General features: G+C 72.7%; 20 protein-coding genes and 1 pseudogene. 9 read left to right on the forward strand and 12 right to left on the reverse strand.

Features of this window, described 5'->3' with window-relative positions; translation table 11 throughout:
• Positions 1-218 precede the first annotated feature (218 nt).
• The 3 genes from IE332_RS07240 to IE332_RS07250 are packed head-to-tail and all read left to right on the forward strand — an operon-like array spanning position 219 to position 2,744.
• Complete coding sequence (locus IE332_RS07240) at positions 219-1,112, forward strand: ABC transporter substrate-binding protein (RefSeq protein ID WP_189914310.1); 894 nt, start codon at positions 219-221, stop codon at positions 1,110-1,112.
• Positions 1,113-1,156: 44 nt separating this feature from the next.
• On the forward strand, positions 1,157-1,957 hold the full coding sequence (locus IE332_RS07245) for an amino acid ABC transporter permease (RefSeq protein ID WP_189914311.1): 801 nt from the start codon (positions 1,157-1,159) through the stop codon (positions 1,955-1,957).
• Positions 1,950-2,744: an amino acid ABC transporter ATP-binding protein gene (locus tag IE332_RS07250; protein WP_308437534.1), complete on the forward strand. Its 795-nt coding sequence runs from the start codon at positions 1,950-1,952 to the stop codon at positions 2,742-2,744. The genes IE332_RS07245 and IE332_RS07250 overlap by 8 nt, the downstream gene beginning before the upstream one ends.
• Positions 2,745-2,865: 121 nt before the next feature.
• Here IE332_RS07250 and IE332_RS07255 read toward each other — a convergent pair whose 3' ends face one another.
• Entirely contained in the window at positions 2,866-3,729 is an 864-nt protein-coding gene (locus tag IE332_RS07255; RefSeq protein WP_189914312.1) for a glutathione S-transferase C-terminal domain-containing protein, read from the reverse strand.
• A 415-nt stretch (positions 3,730-4,144) separates the two neighbouring features.
• On the opposite strand from IE332_RS07255, the gene IE332_RS07260 reads away from it, so the two are divergent.
• Complete coding sequence (locus IE332_RS07260) at positions 4,145-4,813, forward strand: class I SAM-dependent DNA methyltransferase (RefSeq protein WP_189914313.1); 669 nt, start codon at positions 4,145-4,147, stop codon at positions 4,811-4,813.
• Here the strand turns inward: IE332_RS07260 and IE332_RS07265 are convergent.
• A pseudogene (locus IE332_RS07265) lies at positions 4,814-5,017 on the reverse strand (NAD(P)-dependent oxidoreductase); the annotation flags it as partial.
• A 250-nt stretch (positions 5,018-5,267) separates the two neighbouring features.
• On the opposite strand from IE332_RS07265, the gene IE332_RS07270 reads away from it, so the two are divergent.
• Both IE332_RS07270 and IE332_RS07275 read left to right on the forward strand, forming a co-directional pair.
• A complete protein-coding gene (locus tag IE332_RS07270) occupies positions 5,268-6,278 on the forward strand; it encodes a permease (RefSeq protein WP_189914314.1) in 1,011 nt (336 codons plus the stop codon).
• Complete coding sequence (locus IE332_RS07275) at positions 6,275-7,159, forward strand: TIGR03943 family putative permease subunit (protein WP_189914315.1); 885 nt, start codon at positions 6,275-6,277, stop codon at positions 7,157-7,159. The genes IE332_RS07270 and IE332_RS07275 overlap by 4 nt, the downstream gene beginning before the upstream one ends.
• Before the next feature lie 4 nt (positions 7,160-7,163).
• On the opposite strand, the gene IE332_RS07280 is transcribed toward IE332_RS07275, so the two are convergent.
• From IE332_RS07280 to IE332_RS07300, 5 genes are read right to left on the reverse strand one after another with little or no spacing between them, the layout of a single operon-like run.
• Entirely contained in the window at positions 7,164-8,315 is a 1,152-nt protein-coding gene (locus tag IE332_RS07280; protein ID WP_189914316.1) for a GTP-binding protein, read from the reverse strand.
• Positions 8,316-8,327: 12 nt separating this feature from the next.
• Positions 8,328-9,215 carry a metal ABC transporter permease gene (locus tag IE332_RS07285; protein WP_229928391.1) on the reverse strand — a complete coding sequence of 296 codons (888 nt, stop codon included), beginning with the start codon at positions 9,213-9,215 and terminating at the stop codon, positions 8,328-8,330.
• A complete protein-coding gene (locus IE332_RS07290) occupies positions 9,212-10,117 on the reverse strand; it encodes a metal ABC transporter permease (RefSeq protein ID WP_229928392.1) in 906 nt (301 codons plus the stop codon). Before IE332_RS07290 ends, IE332_RS07285 begins: the two co-directional genes overlap by 4 nt.
• Positions 10,108-10,956 (reverse strand): metal ABC transporter ATP-binding protein, encoded by an 849-nt coding sequence (locus IE332_RS07295; protein ID WP_229928393.1) that lies wholly within the window; start codon positions 10,954-10,956, stop codon positions 10,108-10,110. The genes IE332_RS07290 and IE332_RS07295 overlap by 10 nt, the downstream gene beginning before the upstream one ends.
• Positions 10,953-11,915: a metal ABC transporter solute-binding protein, Zn/Mn family gene (locus tag IE332_RS07300; protein WP_189914317.1), complete on the reverse strand. Its 963-nt coding sequence runs from the start codon at positions 11,913-11,915 to the stop codon at positions 10,953-10,955. The genes IE332_RS07295 and IE332_RS07300 overlap by 4 nt, the downstream gene beginning before the upstream one ends.
• A gap of 564 nt (positions 11,916-12,479) precedes the next feature.
• On the opposite strand from IE332_RS07300, the gene IE332_RS07305 reads away from it, so the two are divergent.
• Positions 12,480-14,489 (forward strand): putative Ig domain-containing protein, encoded by a 2,010-nt coding sequence (locus IE332_RS07305; RefSeq protein ID WP_444542935.1) that lies wholly within the window; start codon positions 12,480-12,482, stop codon positions 14,487-14,489.
• 57 nt (positions 14,490-14,546) lie between these two features.
• Here the strand turns inward: IE332_RS07305 and IE332_RS07310 are convergent, their stop codons facing one another.
• From IE332_RS07310 to IE332_RS07320, 3 genes are all read right to left on the reverse strand, one after another.
• Positions 14,547-15,491: an alpha/beta hydrolase gene (locus tag IE332_RS07310; protein ID WP_189914318.1), complete on the reverse strand. Its 945-nt coding sequence runs from the start codon at positions 15,489-15,491 to the stop codon at positions 14,547-14,549.
• A 142-nt stretch (positions 15,492-15,633) separates the two neighbouring features.
• Positions 15,634-16,638 carry a magnesium and cobalt transport protein CorA gene (locus tag IE332_RS07315; protein ID WP_189914319.1) on the reverse strand — a complete coding sequence of 335 codons (1,005 nt, stop codon included), beginning with the start codon at positions 16,636-16,638 and terminating at the stop codon, positions 15,634-15,636.
• A 105-nt stretch (positions 16,639-16,743) separates the two neighbouring features.
• Positions 16,744-18,777, reverse strand: coding sequence for an APC family permease (locus IE332_RS07320; protein ID WP_373313682.1), 2,034 nt, complete (start codon positions 18,775-18,777; stop codon positions 16,744-16,746).
• A gap of 186 nt (positions 18,778-18,963) precedes the next feature.
• Between IE332_RS07320 and IE332_RS07325 the strand changes: the two genes are divergently transcribed.
• Both IE332_RS07325 and IE332_RS07330 read left to right on the forward strand, forming a co-directional pair.
• A complete protein-coding gene (locus IE332_RS07325; RefSeq protein WP_189914320.1) occupies positions 18,964-19,260 on the forward strand; it encodes a cupin domain-containing protein in 297 nt (98 codons plus the stop codon).
• Positions 19,261-19,430: 170 nt separating this feature from the next.
• On the forward strand, positions 19,431-20,231 hold the full coding sequence (locus IE332_RS07330) for a DUF2182 domain-containing protein (protein WP_189914321.1): 801 nt from the start codon (positions 19,431-19,433) through the stop codon (positions 20,229-20,231).
• 14 nt (positions 20,232-20,245) lie between these two features.
• Here IE332_RS07330 and IE332_RS07335 read toward each other — a convergent pair whose 3' ends face one another.
• Both IE332_RS07335 and IE332_RS07340 read right to left on the reverse strand, forming a co-directional pair.
• Entirely contained in the window at positions 20,246-20,809 is a 564-nt protein-coding gene (locus IE332_RS07335; protein ID WP_189914322.1) for a TetR/AcrR family transcriptional regulator, read from the reverse strand.
• Positions 20,806-21,168 (reverse strand): DUF1304 domain-containing protein, encoded by a 363-nt coding sequence (locus IE332_RS07340; protein WP_189914588.1) that lies wholly within the window; start codon positions 21,166-21,168, stop codon positions 20,806-20,808. Before IE332_RS07340 ends, IE332_RS07335 begins: the two co-directional genes overlap by 4 nt.
• Positions 21,169-21,170: the final 2 nt, after the last annotated feature.

The following is a 21,170-nucleotide window of genomic DNA, read 5'->3' on the forward strand; positions in this document are numbered from 1 at the left end:
GACCTGCGCCGTGTGACGGCGATGAGCTGTCGCCCCAGCTGCTGACGCGCGCCCTCTTTCGGCTCTGACGCCGGGCGCTTGCCCCCTTTCTCATTTCCTTCCTTCCTCATCCGCACCTTTCCGTGCGGCTGTTCGCTGCTGCCGCCGTGCCCCGGTCCTCGCGTGACCGGGGCGGGCCGGTCGCGCGTTCCTCCTCCGTCACCAGCTCTGGAGCACTCATGGGCCCGCGCCGGGTTCTCGTCACCACCCTCACCGCTCTCGTCTCGCTCGCCTCGCTCGCCGCCTGCGGCAGCACGTCGCCGTCGGCCACCTCCGCCGACAACCCGTACCAGCTGATCGAGCCGGGGAAGATACGCGTCGGCACGCTCTCGGACGCGCCGCCGAACGTGTACCTCAAGGACGGCAAGTTCACCGGCTTCGACAACGACCTGTTCACCGCCGTCGCCGCCAAGGCCGGCCTCAAGGTGGAGTTCGCCTCGACCGACTTCTCCTCCCTGCTGTCGCAGGTCGCCAACCACAAGTTCGACGTGGGCAGTTCGTCGATCACGGTGACCGAGGCCCGCAAGAAGACGGTGGCCTTCACCAACGGGTACGACTTCGGCTACTTCGGGCTCGACGTTCCCGCCGGCTCGCCGATCACCGCCTTCGACCAGCTCGCCGGCAAGCGGGTCGTGGTCGTCCAGGGAACGGTCCAGGACGACTACGCGACGAAGCAGAACCTCAACCCGGTGCGGGTGCCCGACTACAACAGCGCGCTCAACCAGCTGAAGACGGGCACCGCGGAAGCCTGGATCTCGCCCGCCGAGATCGGCGAGAAGAGCGCCACGGACAGCGGCGGCAAGGTGGTGCTCGCGCAGAAGCAGCTCAGCCCCGCACCAACCGCCTTCGCCGTCGCGCAGAACCGGCCGCAGCTGCTCGCCGCGCTGAACAAGGCCCTCGACGAGGTGATCGCCGACGGGACCTGGACGCACCTCCAGGAACAGTACTACCCGGGCCGGCCGGTGCCGGACGGCTTCAAGCCCGGCGGCGGATCGGTCACCTACCCGCCCGTGGCCGCGGCGAGCCCGGGCCCGGCGACGAGCGCGCCGGTCAGCGCGTCCGCGACCCCCTGACCTGCTGACCACAAACACCGCAACAGACCGGACAGGAGGCTGACGTGGACCAGCTGGGCACGCTGGCGGAGACGTTCTTCAACTGGGGATCGATGCGCTCGGCGATCTCCGACCTGCTCACCACCGGCGTGCCCAACACGCTGATCCTCTCGGTGACTTCGGCGATCATCGGCACAGTGCTGGGCCTGCTCCTGGCGGTGGCCGGGATCGCCAGGACCCGATGGCTGCGCTGGCCGGCCCGCGTCTACACCGACGTGTTCCGCGGCCTCCCGGCCGTGGTCACCATCCTGCTGGTCGGCGTCGGCCTGGCGCCGCAGGGGATGCAGATCTGGGGACCGGACCCCTACCCGCTGGGCATCCTCTCGCTCTCGCTGATCGCCGCCGCCTACTTCGGCGAGATCTTCCGCTCCGGGATCCAGAGCGTGGAGGCGGGCCAGCTGGAGGCGGCGCGCGCCCTCGGCTTCTCGTACGCCTCGGCGATGCGGCTGATCATCCTTCCGCTCGGTGTCCGGCGGGTCCTGCCGGCCTGGGTCAACCAGCTCATCGCGCTGATCAAGGACTCCAGCCTGATCTACTTCCTCGGGCTGACCGCCGGTCAGCGCGACCTGTTCCGGATCGGCCAGGACTCCGCCGCCACGACCGGCAACGAGTCCGCGCTGGTCCTCGCCGGCCTGTTCTACCTCGTCCTCACCGTGCCGCTGACGCACCTGGTCAACATCGTCGACCGGCGGCTCCGGCACGGGCGCAGGGTGGACGACCAGGGCAGCGGCACGCCCGACTCCCCCTCCCCCTCCGCACCCGTGACCGCACCCGACCCCGCACCCGAAGGAGCGGCACGTGCCTGACCGGCGACTCACCGAAACCGCAGTAACCGGCACCGCGGCGACCCGCACCGGTACGTCCTTCTCCCCGGTCAGCCTGGCGACCCGGGATCTCCACCTCTCCCTGGGCGGAACCCCGATCCTGCGCGGCGTCGACCTCGACGTCCCCAGGGGACACACGCTCTCCGTGATCGGGCCGTCCGGCTCCGGCAAGTCCACGCTGCTCCGGGCGATGAACCGGCTGCTGGAACCCGACCGCGGCGACGTCCTGCTGGACGGCGAGAGCGTCCTGCGGCGCGACCCCGATCTGCTGCGCCGTCAGGTCGGCATGGTCTTCCAGCAGTTCAACCTCTTCCCGCACATGAGCGTCCTGCGCAACCTCACGTTTCCGCTCCGCAAACTGAGCAGGCTGTCCCGCGAGGAGGCGACCGAGACCGCGTACCGCCAGCTCGACCTCGTCGGCCTGCGGGACAAGGCCGACGTCCGCCCCGGCCGGCTGTCCGGCGGGCAGCAGCAGCGGGTCGCGATCGCCCGTGCCCTGGTGATGGCACCCCGGGTGATGCTCTTCGACGAGGCGACCTCCGCGCTGGACCCGGAGCTGGTCAAGGGTGTGCTGGCGCTGATGGCCGACCTCGGCCGCGAGGGCATGACCATGGTGGTGGTCACCCACGAGATGGGCTTCGCCCGCTCGGTGTCCGACAGTGTCGCGTTCATGGACGGCGGCCGCGTGGTCGAGTCCGGCCCGCCCGAGGAGCTCTTCGAGACCCCTCGGAGCCCACGGCTGCGGCAGTTCCTGGCGGACGTGCTCTGACGGGCGGGCCGGCGGGTGGCGGGTGGCGCTGCCCGGGGGCTGATCGCGGAACCGCTGATCACGAATCCGCTGATCACGGACCTGCTGATCACGGAGTCTCCGCACCAGCCCCCTCCCGCGCTCAGCCCGGCTGCAGCACCCACCGCTGGGCGTGCTCCGCCCAGTCGACGATCTGCATCGCCGCTCCCGCGGCCTCCTTGCCCTGGCAGCGGGCGTGGTGGCGGAGGGCGGTGCCGGCCAGGTCGAGGTGGCGGCCGAACGCGGGGTGTCCGGCCAGCCGGCGGGCGTAGGCCCACACCCGGGGGTGCTCGGCGATGAGCCGCACGGCGGCGGCGTCCAGGTGCCAGCGGTGCACGGTGTCCAACTGCACCAGGGTGACCCAGAGTTGTACGTCCGCGAAGGTCGGCCCCGCACCCAGCAGGTGGTCCCGGCCGTCCAGACGGCGTTCGACCACGGCCAGCCCGTCCAGCAGGGTGCGCAGGGCCGCCGCACGTTCGGCGGGAGCGGCGTCGGCCCGGCCGGCGCGCTGGGCCGGGGCGTTGACGGTCCGCTCGCAGAGCAGCCCCACCGCCTCGATCGCGGTCTCGGCGCCGGACGGGTGGAGGTCGGCCCCGGCCCCGTCGAAGCGCCGCGCCAGGTCGGTGAGGATCTCGGCGGGGTCGGTGCTGACGATCCGTCCGCTCCAGTCGTCGCTGAGCACCGGCGCGGTCGCCGGCCCGGGGTGCCGGTGCGAGCTCGCCTCGTAGAGCGGCCGGAGCACCGAGTACCCGCCGCCGTCCGTGTCAGGAACCGCCGGCAGCAGGTTCATCGGAAGGGTGTCGTCGAGGCCGAGCAGGCCGTGGGTGACGGCGATCCGCAGACCGTCCGGACAGGAGAGCGCGAGGTGGAGCCGGTAGCGGTGCGGCACGGGGAAGTACCCGCTGCGGGCATCGCGGCCGACCCGCCCGCGGAGGGCGGGCACGGCGGAGGGGAACGGGGCGGACATGGGTCTCCCGGGCGTCGAGGTACGCGGAGGCGCGTACGACGGATGAGGGTGGGGGTGAAGGACGGACTCAGGAGGGGCGACGGCCCGGTCCACTCCGACGGGAACGGCCGCCGGGCCGCGGGGAGCACGGGCTCATGCCATGCTGCTGCACACCCGCTGCAGATCGATGTGGCGACGGCACGTCAGCACCGGGAGCAGCCGGACGGCATGGGCCGCGCCATCGGCAGCCCGCTCCGCACGCTTCACGGCTCTCCCGCCCACGTTCGAGGATGTCCTCTCCGGAGTCTCTTCCCGCAGGATTGCCACGTCAAGGGTGCGGGCCGCCGGGAGTGCGCCCCGCAGCGAAGCCGGTATGTTCTCGGCAGTGGTCCGCCGGCTCTGCATCGACCTCGGCCACCGGGCTACTCTGCCGGGCATGAACGCCGACTCCTGGTTGACGGACACCCGGACCTCCTACGACACCGTCGCCGTCAGCTATGCCGACTACATCCGCGAGGCTCTGGCCGGGGCACCGTACCTTCGGGCGGCTCTGGCGCTGTTCGCCGACCTGGTGCACGCCACCGGCGGCGGGCCGGTGGCGGACGTGGGCTGCGGCCCGGGTCACATCACCGCCCATCTGGGCGAGTTGGGTCTCGACGCCTTCGGTGTCGACCTCTCACCCGTGATGATCGACGTGGCCCGGCGCGACCATCCCGGTCTGCGGTTCGAGGTGGGCTCGATGACGGACCTCGACCTTGCCGACGAGTCGGTCGCCGGCCTGCTCGCCTGCTGGTCGCTGATCCACATCCCCGACGAGGCCGTCCCCACGGTCTTCGGCCATTTCCGGCGGGTGTCGCGCCCCGGTGCGCCGCTGCTGCTCGGGTTCCACGTCGGCTCCGAGTCGCGGTTGAAGACCCAGGGCTACGGCGGTCACCCGATGAAGGTCCACGTCCACCGCCGTCGCCCTGAGCAGGTGGCGGCCTGGCTGCGCGAGGCCGGGTTCACGGTCGAGGCCCACCTCCTGACCGACCCCGACGAGAGCCTGCCGGGTGCGCTCCTCTTCGCGCGCCGCCCGCCGCTCGGCCCGCCGCCGACCCGGTCCTGATCAGTAGCCGACGGTGAACCGGCGCTGGACGAAGCGGGGCAGTTCGGCCTCGTCGACCAGGGCGACCGCGGCGTCCTCCACCGAGATCCGGCTGCGGCCGTCGGCGTCCAGGACGGGCTGGTCGCCGCCGGTCCGGAAGCGGCCGGTGCGCTCACCGGGGGCGATCTGCTCGGCGGGGCTGAAGTAGGTCCAGAGCCGGTTCGAACTCGCCGAGCTCGTCCGGACCTTGGGTCTCACCTGAGGTCTGCTCTCGGCCTCGGCGCAGGGATCACCCCAGCGCGAGCAGACCCGAAGCGGAACGAGGCAGTCGACGCAGGCTACCCATCGAAGTGGCCGCAGCGGAAGACCTAGATGAATATGATTATCACCGCTACTCTGTCCCCGCTCCCCACATGACGGTGAGCAGACAGGTTTCGCCGCGCATCGGCGGCGAGCGGGCTGAGGGGCGGTCACCTTGGTGGAGACGAGTCTCGGCAGCGCCCGGCACATCCCGGCGGCAGCGGCGGAAACCCCGCCCCGCCGGAGGCCCGCGCTGCTGATCGGGGTACTGGCGGTGGCCGGGGCGACGGCCGCCCTGGTACGGGTGTGGGACGCGGGCGGTGTGCAGACCTGGCGGACGGTCATGGTCGCCATCGTGGTGCAGGGCGTGCCGTTCCTGGTGCTGGGCACCGTGGTGTCGGCGGCGATCGGAGCGTTCGTCCCGGAGCGGGTGTTCACCCGGGTGCTGCCGAGGAATCCGGCACTGGCGGTGCCGGTGGCCGGGGTCGCCGGGGCCGTCCTGCCGGGCTGCGAGTGCGCGTCCGTCCCGGTGGCCGGGAGTCTGATGCGCCGCGGGGTGACCCCGGCCGCAGCGCTGGCGTTCCTGCTCTCCGCGCCCGCCGTGAACCCGGTGGTGCTGGTCGCCACCGCGATCGCCTTCCCCGGCAAACCGGAGATGGTGCTGGCCCGACTGCTGGCCTCGCTGCTCACGGCGGTCGTGATGGGCTGGCTCTGGGTGGCCTTCGGCCGGCCCGAGTGGCTGCGGCTGCCCACGGGGCCGGCCGGTCACGGTGAAGGGGCGCGCAACCCGCTGGAGGAGTTCCGGCGCGGCTTCCAGCACGATTTCCTGCAGGCCGGGGGCTTCCTGGTGGTCGGCGCCGCGGCCGCCGCGACCTTCAACGTGCTCGTCCCGCCGTCGGTGCTGCGGGTCTTCGCCGACCAACCCTGGCTGGGCGTACCGGCGTTGGCCTGTCTCGCGGTGGTGCTGGCGGTCTGCTCGGAGGCGGACGCCTTCGTCGCCGCCTCGCTCACCGGCTTCTCCCCCACGGCGCGGCTGGCCTTCATGGTGGTCGGCCCGATGGTCGACCTGAAGCTCATCGCGCTCCAGTCGGGTGCCTTCGGGCGCGCGTTCGCCGTCCGCTTCTCCTCCGCGACCTTCGTGGTCGCCGTCCTCGCCAGCATCCTGATCGGAGGCGCGCTGCGGTGAAAGCCACCTTCCGGGGCCTCGCCCCTTCCCTGCTCGTCGCCCTGGTGGGCGCCGCGCTGCTGCGGATCACCGTCGGCAGCGATGTGTTCCTGCAGTACGTGAAGGAGGGCCTGCGCCTCCCGTTGATCGCCTCGGGGACCGTCCTGGTCGGGCTCGGGATCGCGGGCGTGGCGCGCCGGCTGACGGAGCGGCGCCGGGAGCCGGTGATGCGCTTCGGCCGGGACGCCGAGGGCAACGCGGTCTGGCACCGGCCCGCCGAGCACGACGGGCACGAGCACGACGGGCCCGGGCACGAGCACGGGCACGATCACGGGCACGGCCCGCGGGTGGCGTGGCTGCTGGCCGCGCCCGCCGTGCTGCTGCTCTGCCTCACCCCGCCCCCGCTCGGCTCGTTCAGCGCGAACCGGGACGCCACGGACGCCGTCGTCGAGCCGGCGGCCTACGCCGACATCGCCCCATCGGCGCCCGGCCAGGGAGCCCAGAAGGCTCAGAACGCCCAGGACACCGCCGGTGCCTCGGTGTCGGTGCCGACACCGATGTCCCTGACCGAGTTCATCGGCCGCAGCCGGGACCCGCAGAAGAGCCTGGCCGGCCGCAAGGTCCGCCTGACCGGCTTCGTCTCCCCCGGCGCGCAGGCCGGCGAGTGGTACCTCAACCGCCTGGTCGTCAGCTGCTGCGCGGCGGACGCCCGTCGGCTCCGCGTCCTGGTGCACGCCACCGGCCCGGCCCCGGCCACGGACAGCTGGGTCGACCTCACCGGCACCTGGAGGCCCACCCCGGACGTCCCCGCCACCTCCGCGCCGCGCATCGACGTCGCCGACCGGCACGCCGTCCCGCAGCCGCGCGCCCCGTACCGGGACCTGCCGCCCTCGGACGGGTAGCCCCTCACACGGGGCACGCGTCGTCACCGCCCTCCCAGTCGGGGAACGGGTCCTCGCCCGGCTCGACCGGCTCGCCGTCCGCCAGCAGGCAGGCGGCGAGCCGCTGGTGCAGCGCGTCGGCCTTCAGGGCGGTGCCGATGAAGACCAGTTCCTGCCCCTGCCCGTCCGCGTGCACCCCGGCCGGTTCGAACCGGGCCACCGAACCGGCCTGCGACCAGAGGCCGGTGATGTGCGGACGGGTGGCCAGGCGGAAGAAGCCCTTGGAGCGCAGCACACCCCCGTACGCGCCGCCGTCGAGGTCCGCGGTGACGAAATCCCAGAGCCGGCCCGGGTGGAAGGGGCGGTCGGCGCGGAAGACGGTGCTGGAGATGCCGTACTCCTCGGTCTCCGGGATGTGGTCGCCGTTGAGCTCGGCGACCCAGCCCGGGGCCTGCTGGGCCCGTTCGACGTCGAAGCGGCCCGTTCCCAGCAGTTCGGCGGGGTCGACCCGTCCGAAGCGGGCCGGGACGATCCGGGCGGACGGGTTGAGCCGGGTGAGCGCGGCCCGCAGCCGTACGGCGTCCGGCTCCCCCACCAGGTCGAGCTTGTTGAGCACGATCAGGTCCGCGAACTCGACCTGGTCGATCAGGAGGTCGCTGACGGTGCGCTCGTCCCCCTCGTACTGGTCGAGCCCGCGTGCGGTCAGCTCGTCGCCGCTCGCCAGCTCCGACAGGAAGTTGGCGGCGTCCACGACCGTCACCATGCTGTCCAGCGCGGCGAGTTCGGCGAGCGTGGCGCCGTCGTCGCGGGCGAAGGAGAAGGTGGCGGCGACCGGCATCGGCTCGGAGATGCCGCTGGACTCGATCAGCAGGTAGTCGAAGCGGCCCGCCCGGGCGAGCCGGTCGACCTCCTCCAGCAGGTCGTCCCGCAGGGTGCAGCAGATGCAGCCGTTGGTCATCTCGACCAGCCGCTCCTCGGTCCGGGACAGGGCCGCGCCGCCGTCGCGCACCAGGGCGGCGTCGATGTTGATCTCGCTCATGTCGTTGACGATGACGGCGACCCGCAGCCCGGCCCGGTTGTGCAGGACGTGGTTGAGCAGGGTGGTCTTGCCCGCGCCGAGGAAGCCGGAGAGGACGGTGACGGGCAGGGGGCGTACGGGGGTGGTGCCGGTGGTCACGGGTGTGGTTCCTCATTCCTCGGTGGTACGGGTGACGGTGGCGATGCGGGTGACGGTGCTGCGGGCGACGGTGGTGCGGGTCGAACGGGACCGGGGACGGACCAGCGACGCACCGGCGTAGCAGGCCGCGGCGACCGCCATGATCGCGAAGCTCGGCGGCAGTCGCGGCACGGCGGCACTGAGCATCAGCCCGCTCCACAGCTCCAGCACGGCGAGGGCGGCGGACAGCCCGAGGGCCCGGTACGGCCGGTCGGTCAGCCTCAGCGCCGTACCGGCGGGTGCGGCGAGCAGGCCGAGCAGGAGGAGCGAGCCGACGGCCTGGGTGGCCTCGGCCGCGCAGACGCCGACCAGGGCGAGGAAGCCGAGGCCGAGCGCGCCGGTACGGACGCCGCGCGCGGCGGCGACGGCGTCGTCCAGGGTGGCGAAGAGCATCGGCCTGGCGATCAGCACGACGGCGGCGCTGACCGCGAGGGCGATCAGGACGGCGGCGGTGGTCCGGGCGCCGTCCAGCCCGTAGACGGAGCCGAACAGCACGCTGATGCCGGCGTTGCCCTGGGTGGTGCTGCGGTGGGTGGTGTAGAGGGTGAGGAAGAAGGTGCCCAGGCCCAGGATCCAGGAGAACAGGGTGCCTATGACGACGTCGTCGGGCCGCCCCCGCCTGCCGAGGACGCCGAGCAGCAGCGCGACGCCGACCGTGCCGGCGAACAGGCCGAGCCGCAGGTCGAACCCGCCGGCCAGGGCGGCCATCGCGCCGGTGAAGGCGACGTGGCCGAGCGCGTCCCCGGTGAAGGTCTGGGCGCGCAGCACCAGGAAGTAGCCGACCAGTCCGGAGGCCAGCGCGATGGCCGTGCCGGCCAGCAACGCGTGCTGGAAGAAGGGCTGGTGGAGGGCGGTGATCACGCGGGCACCCCCGTCCGGGGCGCGGCCCGGCCGAGCGCGCCCGCCAGTGCCCGGCCGAGGTGGGCGAGGAGGAAGCCGGCGAAGGCGAAGGTGGTCACGAAGAAGCCGAGCGGGTAGGGCTGGTAGAAGGCGGCGATCAGGCCCAGCCAGCAGGCGCCGAGGCCGAACGCCACGGCGAGTACGAGGCCGAGGACGGGCCGGGCGGTGAGCACCTGCGCGGTGGCGGCGGGCATCACCAGCAGCGCGAAGACCAGCAGGCTGCCGGTGATCTGGCCGGCTTCGGCGGTGGCGGCGCCGAGCAGGAGCAGGAACCCGGCACCGAGCAGCCGTACCGGCACACCGCGCGCGGCGGCGACGTCCCCGTCGATCGAGGCGAACAGCAGCGGGCGGCCGATGACGGCCAGCAGGGCGAGGACGACCGCGCCGACGGCGGCGAGCAGTCCGACCTGACCGGTGGTGATGCCGAGGAAGGTGCCGAACAGCAGCGCCTGCGGCCCGCCGAGCAGCCCCTTGTACAGGGTGACGAACAGGAACCCGCAGGCCAGCGCGAAGGCTTGGACGGTGGCGGTGGCGGCGGACTCCTCGGCGCCGCCGGAGCGGCCGCGCTCGCGCAGCGCCGCGATGACGAGCGCGGCGGTCAGGCAGGCGCCGAGGTAGCCGAGGGTGGTGGAGATCCCGAGCAGGGTGGCGAGCGCGGCGCCGGGGAAGGCGACCACCGACAGGGTGTGGCCGGCGAAGGTCTGGCGCCGCAGCACCATGAACCAGCCGACGGCGGGGGCGACGACGGCGACCACGGCCCCGGCGCGGAAGGCGTTGACCATGAACGGGTAGGCCCACATCTCCCGGAGGTCGGCGACCGGGTTCCAGGAGAAGGCGGGTGCGAGGGTCTCGGCTAGCAGCACGGGCCACAGCTCCGGCAGTCCTCGGGCACACCGACCACGACCAGCCGGCCGTCGGCGGTGCGCAGCACCTCGACGGGTGCGCCGTAGAGGCGGGTGAGGGTCTCGGAGGTGATCACCTCCGCCGGCGGACCGGCGACGGCCCGGCCCTGGGCCAGGTACACGACCCGGTCGAGGTGGTGCAGGATCGGGTTGACGTCGTGGGCGACCATGACGACGGCCACCCCGTCCTCGCGGCAGATCCGGCCGAGCAGCGCGGCGATCGCGCTCTGGTTGGGCAGGTCGAGGCTGTCCAGGGGTTCGTCCAGGAGCAGCAGGCGGGGGCGGGTGACCAGGGCCTGGGCGAGCAGCAGGCGCTGCTGCTCGCCCCCGGAGCACCGGCCGATCGGCCGGTGCGCGTAGCCGGTGGCGCCGACCGACTCGATGACCTCGTCCACGCGCCGGCGTTCGGCCCGACGGCGGGCGCGGTGCACGCCGGGGATCGGGAGGCCCCAGCGGTGCCCGTCCAGTCCGAGGCGGACCACGTCGATGCCCCGGATGCGCACCGCGGCGTCGAAGCTGCGGCGCTGCGGCAGGTAGCCGACGTCGGTACGGGCCGGGACGCGGATGGTGCCGGCCGCGCTGGGCACGGCGCCGAGCAGCGTCTTGACCAGGGTGGACTTGCCGACCCCGTTGGGGCCGAGGACGGCGGTGAACTCCCCGGCCCCGACGGTGAGATCGACGTCCGACCAGAGCGTCCGGCCGCCCGTCCGCACGGCCGCGCCGCGCAGCTCCAGGACCGGAGCGGGGACGGGGGCCGGTGGCTCGGTGACCGTGGCGTGGTCGATCGGCGCGGTGGTCACTTGCCGGTCGCCTGCTTCAACGCGGCGGCTATGCCCTGGAGTTCGGCGGTCTGCCAGTCCTGGAAGGCGGCGCCGGCGGGGGTCGGGGTCTCGGTGACGGTGGCGACCGGGATGCCCTGGGCCTTGGCGGCCTCGACCTGGGCCTTGATGTCCGGGGTGTCGTTCTGGCTGTTGTAGACGTAGACCTTGATCTGCTTGCTCCTGATCTGCTCGTCGGCGGTCGCCTTGTCGGCGGCGGTCGGGTCGGTGCCCTCGCTGACGGCGTCGAGCAGTTTCTCGGGGGTGAGCAGCTTGAGGCCGAGGCCCTCGGCGAGCGGGGTGACGATCGACTCGGAGGCACCGATCTGGGTGCCGGCGTAGCTGGCCTTGATCTGGGCGATCAGCTGGTCGTACGGCGCGAGGGTCTTGCCGAGCAGGTCGGCCTTGCGCTGGTCGAAGTAGGCGGCGTCGGCCGGGTCGAGCTTCTTGTAGTCGGCGGTGATCTGGTCGACGACCTTGTGGACGCTCTCCGGGGAGTACCACTGGTGCGGGTTGTCGCCCTCCTTGAGGCCGAGCAGGTCGCCGGCCTTGAGCGCGGTGCGGCCGGCGGCCGGGTTGGCGGCTATCAGCTTGTCCGACCAGGCGTCGTAGCCGATGCCGTTGGTGATGACGTACTGGGCGGCGGCGACGGTGCGACCGTCGGCGGCGGTGGGTTCGTAGTCGTGCGGGTCGGCGTCGGGGCTGCTGATGATGTCGGTCACCTTGGCGTGGTCACCGCCGAGTTGGCCGGCCAGCGAGCCCCAGAAGTTCTCGGCGGCGGCGACCTGGATGACCTTGCCGGAGCCACCGGCAGCGGCTGCCGCGGTCCCCTCCGAGGAGGCGTTCTTGGCCGGTGCGGTCGAGCAGGCGCTGACGGCGGCGAGCGTGGCGACCGCGACGGCGGCGAGTCTGAGCAGGCGGCGGGAAGCGGGGGAAGGCATGACGAACACCTCGTGGTTCGGGACGGGCGGGCTACGGGAGCAGCCTAGATGGAAACGATTTTCATCCTCAAGCCCTGGTGGCGACGATATGAAAATCATTGCCAAACCTTGACGAGCCCGCGGCCCGGGAGCCACCGGTAGGCGGCCGGCCGCAAGGGCCGCGACCCCGCCCACGCCCCCGCCCGCGCCGGCACGCCCCGCGCTCTGGACACCGGAGGCCAACCCGCTTCACCCGTTGGGCAATTCATGGGCAAAGCCCGGTAAAGCCTGCGAACGGCACCTTGAGCGCGTCGACAACCCGTCAGTAACGTCATGGGCACGCCGCGCGACAGGAACTGTCGGCGGTGCGGCCTTCGGCATCCCCTCAGCTGTCATGCCCCTGGCATTCCGCTTCCACCGGGGATCCCCCGCATCCCGTACAGCGCAGGCACCAGCCGGTCCACGGCCATCCGCCGGGACCGGCCCGCACATGCCGTGATCCGTCAGCACGGGCCCGAGCCCGTCCCGGCGAGCACCCCCATTGCCGGCACCGGCCGCGCCCTCACCCCCACGGAGGGTCGAACCTTGCGCTTCCACACCCCCGGCAGGCCGCGCCTGCCCAGAACCCGCAAGCTCCTCGCCGTCCTGCCCGCCCTGGCCATGGCCGCCACCGGCCTGCTCGCGGCCACCGGCCCCACCGCGACCGCCGCGACCGCCGCGACCGCCGCCAGCGCGCCGCACGCCGGCGTCGCCACCAAGCGGCTGTGCGCCGCCCCCAGCCACCCCGGCCAGATGGCCTGCCTCGCGCTCGCCCGTACCGACATCGCCCAACAGGCCACCCTGGCACCGGACATCACACCCTCCGGCTACGGCCCCAGCGACCTCGCCGCCGCGTACAACCTCCCCGTCTCGGCCGGCTCCGGCGCCACCGTCGCCATCGTCGACGCCCAGGACGACCCCAACGCGGAGTCCGACCTCGCCGCCTACCGCTCCCAGTACGGCCTGCCCGCCTGCACCACCGCCAACGGCTGCTTCAAGAAGGTCGACCAGCGCGGCGGCAGCACCTACCCGAGCGCCGACAGCGGTTGGGCCGGGGAGATCTCGCTCGACGTCGACATGGTCAGCGCCGTCTGCCCCAACTGCCACATCCTGCTGGTCGAGTCCGACGACGCCTCCATGGACAACCTGGGCGCCGCCGTCAACACCGCCGTCTCGCTGGGCGCCAAGTACGTCTCCAACAGCTACGGCGGCTCCGAGGACTCCACCGACCCGACCTCGGACGCCAGTTACTTCAACCACCCCGGCGTCGCCATCACCGTCTCCTCCGGCGACTCCGGCTACGGCGTCGAGTACCCGGCCGCCTCCCAGTACGTCACCGCCGTCGGCGGCACCAGCCTCAACCGCGCCTCCACCAGCCGTGGTTGGAGCGAGAAGGTCTGGGGCACCAGCGCCGGCGGCAACGGTGCGGGCTCCGGCTGCTCCGCCTACGACCCCAAGCCCGGCTGGCAGCACGACACCGGCTGCGCCAAGCGCACCGTCGCCGACGTCTCCGCCGTCGCCGACCCGGCCACCGGCGTCGCCGTCTACCAGACCTACGGCGGCTCCGGCTGGAACGTCTACGGCGGCACCAGCGCCTCCTCCCCGATCATCGCCGCGGTCTACGCCCTCGCCGGCACCCCGGCCGCCGGCACCACCCCGGCCTCCTACCCGTACGCCCACACCGGCTCGCTCTACGACGTGACCAGCGGCGCCAACGGCAGCTGCTCCCCCTCCTACCTGTGCACCGCCGGCGCCGGCTACGACGGCCCGACCGGCCTCGGCACCCCCAACGGCACCGCCGCCTTCACCTCCGGCACCACCGGCGGGAACACCGTCACCGTCACCAACCCGGGCAACCAGACCACCGCCCAGGGCTCCTCGGTCAGCCTGCAGATCCACGCCACCGACTCGGCCACCGGCCAGACCCTCAGCTACGGCGCCAGCGGCCTGCCGGCCGGCCTGTCCATCAACTCCGCCACCGGCCTGATCACCGGCACCGCGACCACCGCGGGCAACTCCACCACGACGGTGACCGCCACCGACTCCACCGGCGCCAGCGGCTCCACCACCTTCGGCTGGACCGTCACCGGCACCGGCGGCGGCTGCACCGGCACCCAACTCCTCGGCAACCCCGGCTTCGAGACCGGCAGCGCCTCACCCTGGACCGCGAGCAGCGGCGTCATCGACAACTCCACCGGCGAGCCCGCCCACGGCGGCAGCTGGAAGGCCTGGCTGAACGGCTACGGCTCCACCCACACCGACACGCTCAGCCAGTCCGTCACCGTCCCGGCCGGCTGCAAGGCCACCCTCAGCTTCTACCTGCACATCGACACGGCCGAGTCCGGCTCCACCGCCTACGACAAGCTGACCGTCCAGGCCGGATCCACCACCCTGGCCACCTTCAGCAACGTCAACGCCGCCAACGGCTACACCCTGCGCAGCTACGACCTCTCCTCCTTCGCCGGCCAGGCCGTCACCGTCAAGTTCACCGGCACCGAGGACTCCTCCCTCCAGACCAGCTTCGTCCTCGACGACACCGCCCTCACCACCTCCTGACCCCCACCCCACCGGAGGGGCCGCGGCGTGCGCCGCGGCCCCTCCGGCAGACACGCCCTATCGGCGCGCCGCCCTCAGCAGTGCGCCGAGCTCGGTGTACATCTCGGTGACGGCGGCGTCGACCGCCGGGGAGTGGGTGTCGTAGTTGATGAAGCCGTGGATCAGTCCCGGGTACCGGTGCCTGCTGACCGGGACGCCGGCGGCGGCCAGGGCGTCGGCGTAGGCCAGGCCCTCGTCGCGCAGCGGGTCGAGCTCCCCGCAGCCGACCACGGCCGGGGCCAGGCCGCGCAGGTCCTCGGCCAGCAGCGGGGAGGCCGGGGCCCGCTCGCCGGCGCCCGGGTCGTCGGCCAGGTAGAGCCGGATGTCGTTCTCGACCTCGTCGGTGGTCAGCAGGTAGCCGGTGGCGCACTCGGTCCTGGACGGGTAGTCGCGGCCGGTCCGCAGGTCCGTGATCGGGTACGCGAGCAGCTGCGCCGCCAGTGGCCGGTCCTCGTCCCGGAAGGCGAGTGCCACCGCGGCGGCCAGGTTGGCCCCGGCGCTGTCCCCGGCCAGGGCGAGCGGGCCGCCGCCGAAGTCCGCGGGGTGGTCGCCGACTTGGCGGGCCACGGCGAGGCTGTCGTCGTAGGCGGCGGGGAAGGGGTGCTCGGGGGCGAGCCGGTAGCCCACGCTGACCACGACGGCGCCCAGGTCCCGGCAGAGCCGGCGGCAGACCCCGTCGTGGGTGTCGAGGTCGCCGACGATGAAGCCGCCGCCGTGGAAGAACACGACCGTCGGCGCCGCACCGGCCGCCTCGGGCCGGTAGATCCGCACCGGCACTCCGGCCAGCCGTTCGTCCCGCACCGAGGCGACGTCGAGGGGCGGGCTGGGCGCGACCGCCAGGGAGAGCATCCGGTTGCCCGCCCGCATCTCCTCCACGGTGGGCGCGGTGGCAGGCGGCGGCCCGGCCACTCCGAACCGGTTCATCAGTGCCGCGATCTGGGGATCGACGGGGCCGAGCGGCATGTGCGGTCCTTCCGCTCGGGTGCCCGGGGCACGCCCGCGAATCTGCCGCTCCACCGTAAGGACGGACGCTCCGCCCCCACCCCTCGGACGACCCGAGCGGGTGAAGCCGGCCTCGGGACGGCCACGGGTCAGATCGACGGGCTCAGAGCCAGTCGTTGCGGCGGAACGCCCGGAAGATGAACACGCAGACGGTGACGGTGAAGAGCAGCACCGCCGGGTACCCGAAGGTCCAGTGCAGCTCCGGCATGTAGTCGAAGTTCATGCCGTACACGCCCGCCACCATGGTGGGCACCGCGGCCAGCGCCGCCCAGGCGCTGATCCTGCGCATGTCCGTGTTCTGCTGCATCGACAACCGCGCCATGCCGGCGTCCAGGATGCTGGACACCAGCTCGTCGAAGGCCAGGATCCGCTCCTTCGCCTGCGTGTGGTGGTCCGCGGCGTCCCGCAGGTAGGCGGCTATCGCGGCGGGGATCTGTGGCAGCGAACCGTCCGAGAGCCGCTGGAGCGGGAGTGTCAGCGGCGCGACGGCCCGCTTGAACTCCAGCAGTTCGCGCTTGAGCTGGTAGATCCGCGCGGAGTCGTCGGTCCGCTCGGCCGAGAACACCGCGGCCTCCAGCTCCTCCACGTCCCGTTCGAAGGAGTCCGCCGCCTCCAGGTAGCCGTCCACCACGTGGTCCGCCACCGCGTGAAGCACCGCCGCCGGCCCCAGTGCCAGCAGCTCGGGCGTGGCCTCCAGGTCGCGCCGCACCCCGGTCAGGCCCTTGGCGCTGCCGTGCCGCACCACGATCGCGAACCCCGGGCCCGCGAACACCATGATCTCCCCGGTGTCCACGATCTCGCTGGTCGCCGTCACCTTCTCGTGCTCGACGTACGTGATCGTCTTCAGCACCAGGAACAGCGTGTCCCCGTACCGCTCCAGCTTCGGCCGCTGGTGCGCGCGCACCGCGTCCTCCTCCGCCAGCGGGTGCAGCCCGAACGCCGCCGCTATCTCGGCGAACTGCTCCGCGGTCGGCTCGAACAGGCCGATCCACACGAACCGGCCGTCCTTCTCGCCGATCCGCTCCAGCACGTCCGACAGCTCGACCGGCCCCGGCAGCCGCCGGCCGTCCTCGTACAGCGCGCAGTCCACCACCGCTCGCGAGACCATCACCCACCACCCTCCGGAAACCCACCGTCGACGAGCCGCCAACCTACCGGGTGCGCTCCGGACGGCCACACCCACCTGGGGGAACGGCGGGGCAGGGACCGCGGGTCAGATCCTCTCCGGCTCCGGGATGTCGCTCCCGGGCGTCGGCTCGCCGCGTCGGACCGCACCGGGTGCCCGGCGGGCCGGGTGGTCGGCCCGGGGGGCGGAGGACAGCTGCCACGGCACGCTGATCACCATCACGCCCGGTGTGAACAGCAGCCGGCTCTTCAGCCACAGCGCCGACTGGTTGTGCAGCAGCTGCTCCCACCAGTGCCCCACCACGTACTCCGGGATGAAGACCGCGACCGCGTCACGCGGATTGCCCCTGCGGTACTCCCGTACGTAGTGGACCACCGGTTTGGTGATCTCCCGGTACGGCGAGTCCAGCACCTTCAGCGGGACGGCCACCTCGAACTCCTCCCACCTCGCGGCCAGTTCCCGGGTGGCGTCGCGCTCCACCGAGACCGTGACGGCCTCCAGCGAGTCCGGCCGGAACGCCTGCGCGTAGCCCAGCGCCCGCAGCGTGGCCTTGTGCAGCTTGGACACCAGGACGATCCCGTGCACCTTCGACGGCCGCACCGTCTCCTCCCGGGGGTCGACGATCGCCAGCTCGTCCGAGACCGCGTCGTAGTGCCGGCGGATGCCCCGCATCATCAGCCAGAGCAGGACGGCCGCCACCACGGCCAGCCAGGCGCCCTGGGTGAACTTGGTGATCAGCACGATGACCAGCACCAGTGCGGTGGTGACGGCGCCGACCCCGTTGATCACCCGGGAGCGCTGGGCGGCACCCCGCACCGCCGGGGCGGTCCGGGTGCGCAGGACGTCGTTCCAGTGCCGGACCATGCCGATCTGGGACAGCGTGAAGGAGGTGAAGACGCCCAGGATGTAGAGGTGGATCAGGCTGGTGACGTTCGCGTCGTAGAACCAGAGGAGGGCACCGGCCACCACGGCGAGCGCGATGATGCCGTTGGAGAAGGCCAGCCGGTCGCCGCGGGTGTGCATCTGCCGGGGCAGGTAGCGGTGCTCGGCCAGGATGGAGGCCAGCAGCGGGAAGCCGTTGAAGGCGGTGTTGGCCGCCAGGACCAGCACCAGCGCGGTGACCGCCTGGATGAAGTAGAACGGCAGGCTGTGGTCACCGCCGAGGAAGGTCGACGCCAGCTGCGCGATGACCGTCTGCTGGGTGTAGCCGTGACAGTCCCCGGAGAGCCCGACGAGCCGGCAGGCGTCGTCCACGTAGTGCACGTGCGTGGTCATCGCGAGCGCGGTGACGCCGGCGAACATCACGACCGCCGTCAGGCCCATGACGGCCATCGTGGTGGCGGCGTTCCTCGACTTGGGCTTCCGGAAGGCCGGGACGCCGTTGGAGATCGCCTCCACCCCGGTCAGCGCCGTACAGCCGGACGCGAACGCCCGCAGGCCCAGCATCAGCAGCCCCAACCCGGCCAGGGTGCCCTTGCCGTCCTGGGCGCTGACGCCGAACGCGGCGCTGGGTGACTGCGGGTCGTCGCCGAAGACCACCCGCACCGCGCCGGTGACCACCATCAGCAGGATGCCGCCGATGAACAGGTACGTCGGCGCGGCGAAGGCCTTGCCGGACTCGCGGACGCCCCGCAGGTTCATCGCCGTCAGCAGGACGACGAAGCCGAGCGCCAATGCGACCCGGTAGTCGGCGAGGCCGTTGAACGCCGAGATGATGTTGTCGACCCCCGAGGCCACCGACACCGCGACCGTCATCACGTAGTCGACCAGCAGCGAGGCCGCCACCACCAGACCGGCGTTCGCCCCCAGGTTCGTCGACACCACCTCGTACGAGCCGCCGCCGCTCGGATAGGCGTGCACCACCTGCCGGTACGACAGGACCACGACGGCCATCAGCGCGATGACCGCCGCCCCGATCCACGGGGTCAGGTACAGGAACGCGGTGCCGCCGAGGGTGAGCACCAGCAGGATCTCGCCGGTCGCGTACGCCACCGAGGAGAGCGGGTCGGACGCGAAGATCGGCAGCGCCAGCCGCTTGGGCAGCAGCGTCTCACCCAGCTCCTCGCTGCGCATCGCCCGGCCGATCACGAGGCGCTTGAGCGCCTGGGGCAGGTTGAACACAGTTGCGAGCGTAGGTGGCCGCAGTGCCGCGACGGCGCCTGTCAGCGGCGTGCGTAGGCCGTTCGAGGTGGGAACGGGCAGGTCGGCTCCCGACTCCGCCGGGGCTGCCCGCCGTGCACGGCCGGGTGCCCGGGGCTACCGTCGACAGCAGGTCAACGACCCTTCTCCCTCAGTCAGGAGGACCCCGTGGCAGCTGACGCTGTGCAGGTGGCACCCGATGTGTACAAGGTCATCTTCGAGAACGACCGGGTACGTCTGCTCGAGGCCCGGCTTCAGCCCGGTACGACGACAGCCATGCACCACCACCGGGACAACCTCGTCTACAACCTCGCGGACGGGCAGGCGGCCTTCACCGACGAGTCCGGTGAAACCGTCGAGGTCCCGCTCGTGGCCGGCGAGACGATGTGGTTCCCGGCCGTGGACCACTCCACGCACAACACCGGAAGCACCGAGGTCCGCTCGCTCCTGTTCGAGCTGAAGTAGCTGAAGTATCTGAAGGAGCGGCACCGGCGGCACCGGCGGCACCGGCGGCACCGGCCGGCTCCACCCGCGAGGACCCGGAACGACGGGCCGTGCCCCGGCGCCGCCCCGTCCTCCGGGTTTTGCCGGCGGCGCAGGTGTGCTGTCCTGGAAGGACCAGGCAGGAGATCAGCATGCGTACCGTGACCGTGGAGAAGCAGCCGCTGCGGACCGGGGTGCTGATGCCCGCCAGGGATCTGGCCGTGGCGTGGGGCCTGATCATGGTGATCGCGGCGCTGGCCTGGGTGTTCACCGTCGGGCAGGCCCGGGGCATGGGGATCGAGCCCGGCACGATGGGGATGGCGCTGCCGTTCTTCCTGGTGCTGTGGCTGGCGATGATGGCCGCGATGATGCTTCCGTCGGTGGCGCCGGTGGCGGTGACCTGGGCCCGCGGCATCGGCCGGCAGTCGAGCGGCGCGGAGCGGGCGGTGCGCACGACGGAGTTCCTGGGCGGCTATCTGCTGGTGTGGACGGCCTTCGGGCTGCTGGCGTACGGCGGGCTGGCGCTCACCGGCCACCTGGTGGAGCGCGATCCGGACGCCGGGAAGTGGATCGGCGCGGCGGCGTTCGCCCTGGCCGGGCTGTACCAGCTGGGCCCGCTGAAGTACGTGTGCCTGCGGCACTGCCGCAGCCCGATGACCCAGCTGATGCGCTACGCGGGCTGGCGGCCCCCGGTGCGGGACATGCGGGTCGGCTTGCACCACGGCGGGTACTGCCTGGGCTGCTGCTGGGCGCTGATGGTGGTGCTGGTGCCGCTCGGGGTGATGAACGTGGCGGCGATGGCGGGGATCGCGGTGGTGATCTTCCTGGAGAAGCTGTGGCGGCGCGGTCCGCTGCTGGCCCGGGTCAGCGGGGTGGCGTTCCTCGTACTGGCCGTACTGGCGCCGTTCCAGAGCTGGTTGCTGCCGGGGCTCACCCCGGGCGACATGATGTGAGGTCCGGCCGCCGCTCAGAGCCGCGGTGTGCGGTGGAGGGAGATCAGCAGCCGCCAGACCTGGTGGGCGATCCGCTCCGGGGTGGCCTCGATCCGGCCGTGCAGCCAGTCCCCCAGCACAGCGGTGAAGGTGCCGGCCACCGCGGCGGCCACCAGCTCGGGCTCCGGGGCGCCCGCGAGGGCCCGTTCGGCGCGGCTGCGCTCGCGCAGGTCGCGGGTGAGCACCAGGCCGAGCGGTCCGCCGCCGCCCGGGGCCAGCAGGGCCCGGTAGAGCGCGGTGTGCGGCGCCAGTTCGGCGAAGAACTCGGTGAGCGCGGACGGTGGGGCGTCCGGGTCCGCCACGCCGCGCCAGGCGTGCAGGGCGTCCACGGCCTCGCGGACGATGTCGGCGCAGGCGTCCACCGCGAGCGCCTCCAGGTCGGCGTAGTGGACGTAGAAGGTGGCCCGGCCGACCCCGGCCCGGCGCACCAGCGCGGCGACGCCGACCTCCGCCAGCGGGCGCTCGGCGCACTCCTCCAACAGCGCCTGCCGGAGCCTGGCCCGGGTGCGCTCCGCCCTGGGGTCCTGGGCGGCGCTCATCCGGCGAGCAGCACGGCGCCGAGCGCGAGCGCCCCGGGCAGCGCCTGGGCCACCAGGATGCGGCGGTTCGCGGTGGCACCGCCGTACAGTCCGGCCACCACCACGCAGCTCAGGAAGAACAGCTGCGCCTGGTGGCCGGTCGGGCCGCCGGCGACCAGGCCCCACACCAGCCCGGCGGCGAGGAAGCCGTTGTAGAGGCCCTGGTTGGCGGCGAGCGGCGCGGTGGTACGGGCGAGGGCGGCGTCGAACCCGGAGAGCTCGCGGCCCGGCCGCCGCTCCCACAGGAACATCTCCAGCACCAGGATGTACCCGTGCAGGGCGGCCACCAGGGCCACCAGGACATCGGCGGTCACACGCATCA

It is taken from the genome of Kitasatospora xanthocidica, from assembly GCF_014656195.1.
In the GTDB taxonomy this organism is placed as follows: domain Bacteria; phylum Actinomycetota; class Actinomycetes; order Streptomycetales; family Streptomycetaceae; genus Kitasatospora; species Kitasatospora xanthocidica.